We start from the raw sequence: 8,344 nt of genomic DNA, 5'->3' as shown, positions 1-8,344 counted from the left end.
CGGTCACCCGCGCCCGGTCCCGCCGGGCGCTGTAACCGGCGTTGTAGCCGGCGTCGTCCGCGGCGAAGGCCAGGGCGACCACGACGTCCGGGGCGAGGACGGCGCGCAGGCCTTCACCGTCGCCGGCCCCGGCCACCGCGAGCACCGGCACATCGAGGTCCCGGGCCAGACGCCGCAGCTCCCGCCCCGGCCCGTCGAAGGCCCCCGCGGCGTGCGCCGGCCCGCGCAGGCCCGGCAGCGCCTCAAGCCCGTCGACGACGACCAGGCGCAGCCCCTCCAGGCCCCCGGCCAGACGCGCGAGCTCGCCGGCCCCGGTCCCAGGCCGGTCCTCGATCAGCAGCCGCGCGGCCTCCGGCCCGGCGCTCAGCTCGGCCACCGCGGCCCGGTCCGCCCTCTTCAGCCGCCCCTCGCGCAGCGCCCGGTAGCCGACCCTCAGCTCGCCGGCCATCACCCGCGCGGCGATGTCCCGCGCGGAGGGCCCGAAAGCCGCGTACAGGACGGCGCCCGCGTCCCGGAACAGCGCCGCCCGCACCGCCCCGCCGGCCAGCAGTCCCCCGCCGGCGCCCGGCCGTCCCTCACCGCCCGCCGGGCCGGAGACGGTGACCAGGTACAGCCGGCCCGGGTGCAGACCACCGCCGAGAGCCTCGTCCAGGACCCGCACCAACGTCGACACCGGCGCCCGCGCACCCAGCAGTGACGCGGCCGCCTCGGCGAGACTGCCGGGCGCCGGCCCGGGCAACACCTCACCTACCCGCGTGAAACCCACCGCACAACCACCGCCAAGACCACCCGCCGCCACTACCCTGCACAACGCCGCAGCACGGCCCGCTCCCCCATCAACGACCGGCGGGCAAACTCCCCGGCCAAGGGACACAAGGCGACGGGCCAACCATGCGACCAGGCCGCCGGGTTCCGCCGAGACACCAGAGCGCGGGGACATCCGCCAGCACCCGGTGCCCGCGGACCCAGGACGTACGACGAACAGCGAGCCCAGCCCGGCGCCCGAGCGGTGGTGGGCATGCGCGTAGTCCAGCACCAAGGCGATGCCGGACCGACGTGCCGGCGGGCGCGGGTCCAACGCACCCGCCAGGGTTCCAAGACGGATTCGGGCTTGTGACCAGGAGCCGTCAAGAGGACACCGGCGGACTCACCGCCGGCGTCGAGCTGTCCACCACTGCCGCGGCGGCCGCAGCGAGACTCCCAGGCAACCGCCGGCACTCCAGCCACTCACGGCCACATGCCACCAATCCAGGTGACGCCCAATGACGCCACCGCCAGAACAAGCCCAACCACGAGGCTCTGGGGAAGCGCCGGTGCGCCGGGGACGAGATGCCGGCTATGCGCCGAACGCAGCAGGACGAACCGGAGTAGCCCCCAACTCGCCATAGCGACGCCGACGAGACCAGACACGCCGAAGAGGACGAATCGGTAGTCCATCAGTCACTCCACTCGATGACAGTTCCGGTGGCATCGGGTTCCCAGCACTCCACATCCGCGAGGTTACGGCCCCGGGGGCACACGACCCCCGCGTCCTACCGGTCGTTGGCGGTCGGGGTGGTGGATCTCATCGCGGGTGCCGGACAGGCGGGGTGCAGCCACCGGAGGGCCGAATCATCAGCGGCATCGGCCGTCGAGACCGAGCCGGAAGCCTGGATCGAGCGACGGTCGGGATGGACCTCCTGCAACTCCACTGTGCGAAGCTCCCGTTCACGCTCCTCGGGCTGGGCCTGCCGCCGGCACAACCTGTCATCCGTCCGGCCCGGGGACCGCAGGGCCCCCGGGCCGGACGGGAGTTCGGCGAGCGCGCCCCGGGACGCGGGAGGGCGAGGCCGAAGAAATCTATCCACAGGCGATTGGCCGCAGCCTGGCGGCATGTCCTCGACTCCCGTTCTCGACGCGCTGCCCCTACACCGGCAGCTCGACCTGCTCGCCCGCCCCAACCAGGGCCGCGAAGCCCTCGAAGCGCAACTGCACGCGCGACTGGATGCATACGGGGCCTCCTGCGCACGTCCGCCCGAGCAACGCGGGCACCTGCCGACACTGGCGATACTCGGAGGCGACGGCCTGTGGCACCTGCAGCTGGGCGCCGTGATGATCTGCTCTGGCCGTTACCGGCCCGAACCGGCCCCGCACAGCAGCGCGCTGGAACCGCTGGACGGCACGGCGATACGCCACGAACCCTGGTTCGCCTTCAGAGATGCCCGCCCAGTCTGGGACGTGCGGCTGACCAGTGAGCATCAGCACCCCCAGCACGTCCCTCCAGGCCTGCGGTGCCCGGTCCGATCCGAGGACGGAGATTGGGACCCCTACCGCTCCCCCGTGCGCAGCAACTGGAAAAGCCGCAAGCGGTCGCGGTACATCGACGCGGCCGGACGCATGTGCCACGCGTGCGGCGAGAGCCTGGGACAAGACCTCGAGTACGACCGCTACACCGAGCTCATCCGCGGAGTGCTCTGCCAGTACTGCAGCGGAGCCGTGTACGAATGCCCCCATCCCGATGGCTGCTACCGGGCCGACTACCTCAACCATCCGCCCGCTGGCCACCTCCGAGAGCGGTACTACACCGGCGGCAACCGCAACGACCGCCCGCGCCTGCGTGGGGCAGCGGCGTAGCCGGACGAACGGCATCCCTTGTAGTCGGTGCCGGCCATGAACTGGTCCTGGTAGACGCGGGCCAGAGACGGAAGGGCTCCTCAAAGACGTCGGCCTTGTCGTCGTCTTCGAGGACCGCGTCGGGGACCTCGCCGTACGTCTCCCCCATGATCACGCAAGCCCAGTTCACGAGGTCGGCTGTGGCATCCGCGTCCTGGGCGACGGCGTCGATTTCCTGTGACGCCGAACCTTGACCGTTTGCCACGAAACTTTGACCGATGGCCTGCGCGCAGAGTCGGCTGAGCGCTCGGTGCACGACCAGGCATGCAGGATGTAGCAATGGAGAACGAAGTGCCGTTGTCCGGCGGACGCATTACCCCCGGCGTGGTCAGGGTCGGCCGCACCGTCCGGCGGCCGGCCACCGCGTCGTCCTCGTTCGTTGCCGAGCTGCTCGGTGACCTCCGGCGGCAGGGCTTCACCGGCGCTCCGTGTCACCTCGGGTTCGACACGGCAGGCCGCGAGATCCTCAGCTACCTCCCCGGCTGGGTGCCCGCCCGCTTTCAGCGCTGGACCGACCCCCAGGTGGCCGCTGCTGGCTCCCTGCTCCGAGCCTTCCACGATGCCACCCGCACCAGCCGCCTGACCGGTGACCATCCCGTGGTCTGCCACCACGACCCGGGGCCGAACAACACGGTCTTCGCAGACGACGTCCCGGCCGCCTTCATCGACTTCGACACCGCCGCCCCCGGCGACCCCCTCGAAGATCTCGGCTACATGGCGTGGACCTGGTGCATCTCCTCCAAGCCTGACGCTCCGCCCGCTACCGTCCAGGCCGCACAGGTACGCATCCTTGCCGACGCGTACGGGCTCGACGCCACTTCCCGCTCCTGCCTCATCGATGCCGCGCTCGACCGCCAGACCCGCAACGCCCAGTGGTGGCGCAGCCACCTCGCGCGCCCGTCCCCGCACGTCGCCGACGACCACGAGATCGCCGGGCGAATCCGGTGGTCCGAGCGGGAGTACGCCTACACCTCGGCCAACCGCACGACCTTCGACGCAGCTTTGGACTGACAATCTGACGGCGGCCGTGGAAAACTCCCCATAGGCGGCCATTTACGGCCCCACTGATGGCCAGCGGTTTCCCCGCGGACGGCCAGATATCTCCCCGCTCACAAGATCCAGATCCCGGTCGGCGAGAGTCGGGCGGGTGAAGAACAGCAGGGAGATCATGGACATCCTGGAGGCATACGACCTCACGGGCAGTTACCGCGCGGCGGCCGAGCTGGCCGGGTGCGACCACCACACCGTTGCCCGCTATGTGAAGATGCGGGCGGCCGGGCAGGCCCCCGAGGCCCGCCGGCACCGGGACCGCGCGATCGACGCCTACCTCCCCAAGATCGAGGAGCTGGTGGTCCGCTCCGGCGGCAAGATCCGCGCGGACGTGGTCCACAAGCGCATCACCGCGATGGGCTTCACCGGCGGGGAGCGCACCACCCGCCGCACCGTGGCCGAGGCAAAGGCCCAGTACCTGGCCGGGCGGCGCAGGGTCTACCGGCCCTGGGTCACCGAGCCGGGGCTGTGGCTGCAGTATGACTACGGCGACGGCCCGGTGATCGGCGGCCGGAAGACCACGCTGTGGTGCGCGTGGCTGGCCTGGTCCCGGTTCCGGGTCGTCATCCCGATCTGGGACAAGACCCTGCCCACCGTGACCGCGTGCCTGGACGCCACGTTCCGCAGGATCGGCGGGATCCCCGCGTTCGTGCTGACCGACAACGAGAAGACGGTCACCACCGACCACATCGCCGGGATCGCGGTCCGCAACCCCGAGATCGTCGAGGTCGCCCGGCACTACGGCACGACCATCCGCACCTGCCTGCCCGCCGACCCGGAGACCAAGGGCGGCTCGGAAGCGACCGTCCGCATCGCCAAGGCCGACCTGGTCCCCAAGGACGTCAACCTCCTGGAGGAATACCGCACGTTCGCCCAACTGGAGTCCGCCTGCCGCGAGTTCTGCACCGAGGTCAACGCGCGGGTGCACCGCGCGACCCGCCGCACTCCGGCCGAGATGCTCGCCGAGGAGCGTCAGCGGCTGCACCCGTTGCCCAGGCAGCCGTTCACCGTCGCGTTCGGCACCACCCGCCGGGTCAACTGGGACGCCACCATCTCGGTGGAGGCGGTGCGCTACTCGGTCCCGCACGAGCTGATCGACACCCGGGTCTGGGCCCGGTTCCACGGCGACGAGCTCGTCGTCACCGCCGTCGGCACGGACGGCACCGCCACCGAGGCCGCCCGCCACCCACGCGGAACCCCGGGCAGCCCGGTCATCGCCACCGAGCACTACCCCCAGCGCGAGGACAAGGACGGCGACCGCACCCCGAAGGCCACCAGCGCCGCCGAGGCCGCGTTCTTGATGATCGGCCCCGGCGCCGCAAGCTGGCTCATCGAGGCCGCCACCGCCGGCACCCGCCGCGTCAAGGCCAAGATGGCCGAGGCCGTCACCTTGTCAAAGCTCTACTCCCCGGAGGCAGTTGACCGCGCTCTGGGCACCGCCGCGGTCACCGGCCGCTTCGCCGAGAAGGACCTGCTGTCCATCCTCGACTACCAGGCCGGCCGCGACACCGCCGAGCCGACCCGCGCGAGTGAGACCCACAGCCTGCAGCCCGGCACCTCCGCCTGGGCCGGCTTCGGTACTACCGCGACCCCTATATCCAGCACCGAAGAAGAGGACCGCATCTGATGGCCACCCCGCTCCGCCAGGTCCACGGCTCCACCGGCGACCCGCTGGCCGAGGCGATCGAGCTGACCCGCCGCCTGAAACTCCCTCACCTCCGCCGCACACTCGCCGACGTGATCCCCACCGCGAAGGCCCAACGCTGGGACCCCGCCGAGGTCGTGCGCGTCCTGCTGGCCGAGGAGGCCGCCGGTCGCGACCGCGCCAACCTGCACACCCGCCGCAAGCGCGCCGGCTTCCCCGCCGGGAAGACCTTCGGCGACTGGGACGAACAGGCGTCCTCGATCCCGCGCGCCACCCAGGACGCGCTCAAGACCCTCGAATGGGTCCGCCGCCGCGAGAGCCTTTGTGTCTGCGGACCCTCCGGCACCGGGAAGAGCCACTTCACCGAGGCCCTGGGCCAGGCCGCGGTCGAGGCCGGGATGACGGTCGCCTGGTTCACCATCGAGGACCTCGGCGCCCTCGTCCGCCGCCACCGCGCCGACGACTCCATCGCCCGCGCTCTGGCCCGGATCATCCGCTCCGACTTGATCATCGTCGACGACATCGGCCTCCTCCCGGTCAGCCCCGAGGCTGCCGAGGGCTTCTACCGGCTGGTCGACGCCGCCTACGAACGACGCGCGCTCGCGGTCAGCAGCAACCTGCACCCCTCCGGCTTCGACGAGATCATGCCCAAGACCCTGGCCACGGCCACCGTCGACCGGCTCATGCACCATGCCCACATCGTCGTCACCCAGGGTGACAGTTTCCGGCTCGCCCAGGCCACCTCCGGCCAGGGCGTCAAGCCCTTCAGCTGACCACGACACCACCCACGGCGGGGAGATAACTGGCCGCCGTTGGGGAAGCCCAGATGGCCGCCAGCGGGGACAACTCCTGGCCGCCTACGGGGAGAACTTCAAGGCCATTGACAACAATCCGGCGCTCTGACGATCCTTCGACCTGCGCAATCAACTTCGATGACACAACCCGCGTTCATCAAAGGTCGATGGCACGCGGTCAAGGAATCGGTGTCACAGGACAGTCGAGGAGGCGGTCCCGGCAGTCACGGCAGACGTCGAGCCGTCATACCGGCCAGTACGACTCGATTGTGTGACGGCTGCACGTCACGCTCGCCGCCTCGCTCGACGGGCCGCGCGACGGCGCCACGCTCTCGACCGGCAGCGGCCGGAGCAGTACACCGTGTCCTGGCGGCGGTGGCCGCCGGCGAAGGTGATCTGGCCGCACTCCGGGCAGGTCAGCAACCGGATGATGCCGGTGTCGCCGTTCCATTCCGCGTCGGCGAGCATCATCGCGAGCCCCCACGACCGGTCTGTCCTGCGCTGCTCCCGGTACCACCGGGCCCGGCAGACGTCATCGCAGTACCGGCGCCTGGCCGACGCGCTCCTCGGCAGCCGAGCCCCGCAGGAGTCGCAGTAACGAATGCGGGCCACGCCTTCAGGGTCGCTCGCCGGAGCCTCTCCCGCAGGCCAGGCCCGTGCCATCGGAACTCGTGAACAATCCCTCGACCAGCACTGACCACCACCCGGACCGGCAGGTGACAGACCGCAACGTACCGCTGTCGTCAGACACACCACCGAGCCGGACTGATGCGCACCCGGCGCGCCACTCAGCCGCACCACAGTCCAGAACCAGACGCCACAGAGGACGACACAGCCCGCAACCGGTTCACGCAAGAGGGCGGTGCGCGCGTCGGCATGCGGTCCCACGGCAGCCGGTCCGGTAGCCGCGAGGGCGGCCGCACAGGTCTCCGCCGACGCACAGCGCGACCGCGGCCTCGTCGAGCGCGGCCCGGAAGCCCTCGTCACGGCGGGCGAGCCCGAACACCCGCCCCGGCGACACCTCCGCCCGAGCAGCGGCCTCCTCGATGCTGTCGACGTCTCCGGCCGAGACCAGTTCGAGGACCTGCCGACGCCGCTGCTCCGGGAACGCCGCATCGGCCAGCGCACGACGACGCTCCCGGGAGTCGGCGTTGTGCCAGGCCAGGCAGTCATCGCACCCGCAGCCGAGGCGCCACAGCGTCGACGGGGCGTAGCGGCTGTGGTCGAGGGCGGGCGGGTCGGTGTCGGCGGCCGCGATGAGGGCCGCGCCGGTCCACACCCGCTGACGGCCGTCGGCGCCGGGCACGCGTTCCCACTCCGCTCCCGGGAACCAGCCGCTGAGGATCAGGGTGTTCGTCGACGACCGGGCCAGACCGAGGAGTTCGGAGAGGTCGGGCGCGCGGTACCGGGCGTCGGGGTCGATGCGGTCGAGGACGCGGGCGAGGGGGTGGTCCATGGTTCTCTCCCTGGGCATGGGGGTGTCTGCTGCGGTCACCTCCGCATGTGCGGAGCCCAGCTCCCTGGCACGCCGTGTCCAGGGGCGATACCCCCGCGTCGGCGGGGAAGAGTTGGCGTCATGATGGCACACGCCGCCGACATCGTGGCCCGTGATGGCTTGACATGCGTCAGCCGCAGGTCAGCGGTCCCATGGAGACATGGCGACCACGATGTCCGTGTCGTTCGGCCTGGTCTCCGTGCCCGTTCTAGTCGCGCCCGCCACGGAAGACCACCGCATCCGCCTGCATGAGGTGCACCGGCGCTGCGGAGGGCGTATCCGACACCGCAGGGTGTGTGAGCTGGACGGCCAGGAGGTCGCCTATGCGGACGTGGCACGCGGCGTGGAGGCGCCGGACGGCACGATGGCTGTGCTGGACGATGCCACCCTGGAGCGGCTGCCGCTGCCGACCCGGCACGTCATAGAGGTACTCGGGTTCGTCCCCGGCGACACCATCGACCCCATCTCCTACCAGCGCGCCTACTACGCCCGCCCCGCGGGCGCGGCCGCCGAGCGGCCCTACGAGGTCCTCGTTGCCGCGCTGGCCCGGACCGGGCTGGTGGGGATCGCCAAGACCGCCATCAGTTCACGCGAGCGGCTGGCTGTGCTTCGACCCCGGTCCGGGGTGCTGACGGTTCACACCGTCTTTTGGCCGGACGAGATCCGTGAGCCGGGCCCTGCGCCCACGCTCCCGGTCACCGACCGCGA

General features: G+C 71.3%; 8 protein-coding genes. 6 read left to right on the top strand and 2 right to left on the bottom strand.

Features of this window, described 5'->3' with window-relative positions; genetic code table 11:
* Window positions 1-739 (bottom strand): DnaB-like helicase C-terminal domain-containing protein (locus SZN_RS33190; protein ID WP_007503761.1); only part of this gene is annotated, 739 nt, incomplete at its 3' end.
* 1,133 nt (window positions 740-1,872) lie between these two features.
* Between SZN_RS33190 and SZN_RS41110 the strand changes: the two genes are divergently transcribed.
* The 5 genes from SZN_RS41110 (at window position 1,873) to SZN_RS41705 (ending at window position 6,739) form a co-directional block, all read left to right on the top strand.
* Window positions 1,873-2,613, top strand: a complete 741-nt coding sequence (locus tag SZN_RS41110; protein ID WP_139063644.1) for a hypothetical protein — start codon at window positions 1,873-1,875, stop codon at window positions 2,611-2,613.
* A gap of 318 nt (window positions 2,614-2,931) precedes the next feature.
* Window positions 2,932-3,663, top strand: coding sequence for a phosphotransferase family protein (locus SZN_RS33170; protein ID WP_007503753.1), 732 nt, complete (start codon window positions 2,932-2,934; stop codon window positions 3,661-3,663).
* A gap of 136 nt (window positions 3,664-3,799) precedes the next feature.
* Window positions 3,800-5,329 carry an IS21 family transposase gene (gene istA, locus SZN_RS33165; RefSeq protein ID WP_007503751.1) on the top strand — a complete coding sequence of 510 codons (1,530 nt, stop codon included), beginning with the start codon at window positions 3,800-3,802 and terminating at the stop codon, window positions 5,327-5,329.
* Window positions 5,329-6,120: an IS21-like element helper ATPase IstB gene (istB, locus tag SZN_RS33160; protein WP_007503750.1), complete on the top strand. Its 792-nt coding sequence runs from the start codon at window positions 5,329-5,331 to the stop codon at window positions 6,118-6,120. Before istA ends, istB begins: the two co-directional genes overlap by 1 nt.
* A 292-nt stretch (window positions 6,121-6,412) precedes the next feature.
* Window positions 6,413-6,739 carry a hypothetical protein gene (locus SZN_RS41705; protein ID WP_167546343.1) on the top strand — a complete coding sequence of 109 codons (327 nt, stop codon included), beginning with the start codon at window positions 6,413-6,415 and terminating at the stop codon, window positions 6,737-6,739.
* Between the two features lie 249 nt (window positions 6,740-6,988).
* On the opposite strand, the gene SZN_RS41700 is transcribed toward SZN_RS41705, so the two are convergent.
* Complete coding sequence (locus SZN_RS41700) at window positions 6,989-7,597, bottom strand: hypothetical protein (RefSeq protein ID WP_007503748.1); 609 nt, start codon at window positions 7,595-7,597, stop codon at window positions 6,989-6,991.
* A gap of 199 nt (window positions 7,598-7,796) precedes the next feature.
* On the opposite strand from SZN_RS41700, the gene ku reads away from it, so the two are divergent.
* The coding region (gene ku / locus SZN_RS33145; RefSeq protein ID WP_007503747.1) for a non-homologous end joining protein Ku at window positions 7,797-8,344 on the top strand (548 nt) is incomplete at its 3' end.

The sequence above is a fragment of the Streptomyces zinciresistens K42 genome, assembly GCF_000225525.1.
Classification (GTDB): domain Bacteria; phylum Actinomycetota; class Actinomycetes; order Streptomycetales; family Streptomycetaceae; genus Streptomyces; species Streptomyces zinciresistens.
This window is presented reverse-complemented; position numbering and strand designations above follow the sequence as displayed.

Bases quoted from the DNA above. Each gene is read 5' to 3' on its own strand.
- SZN_RS41110 (WP_139063644.1), top strand. From the start codon at position 1,873: ATGTCCTCGACTCCCGTTCTCGACGCGCTGCCCCTACACCGGCAGCTC.
- SZN_RS33170 (WP_007503753.1), top strand. From the start codon at position 2,932: ATGGAGAACGAAGTGCCGTTGTCCGGCGGACGCATTACCCCCGGCGTG.
- istB (WP_007503750.1), top strand. From the start codon at position 5,329: ATGGCCACCCCGCTCCGCCAGGTCCACGGCTCCACCGGCGACCCGCTG.
- SZN_RS41700 (WP_007503748.1), bottom strand. From the start codon at position 7,597: ATGGACCACCCCCTCGCCCGCGTCCTCGACCGCATCGACCCCGACGCC.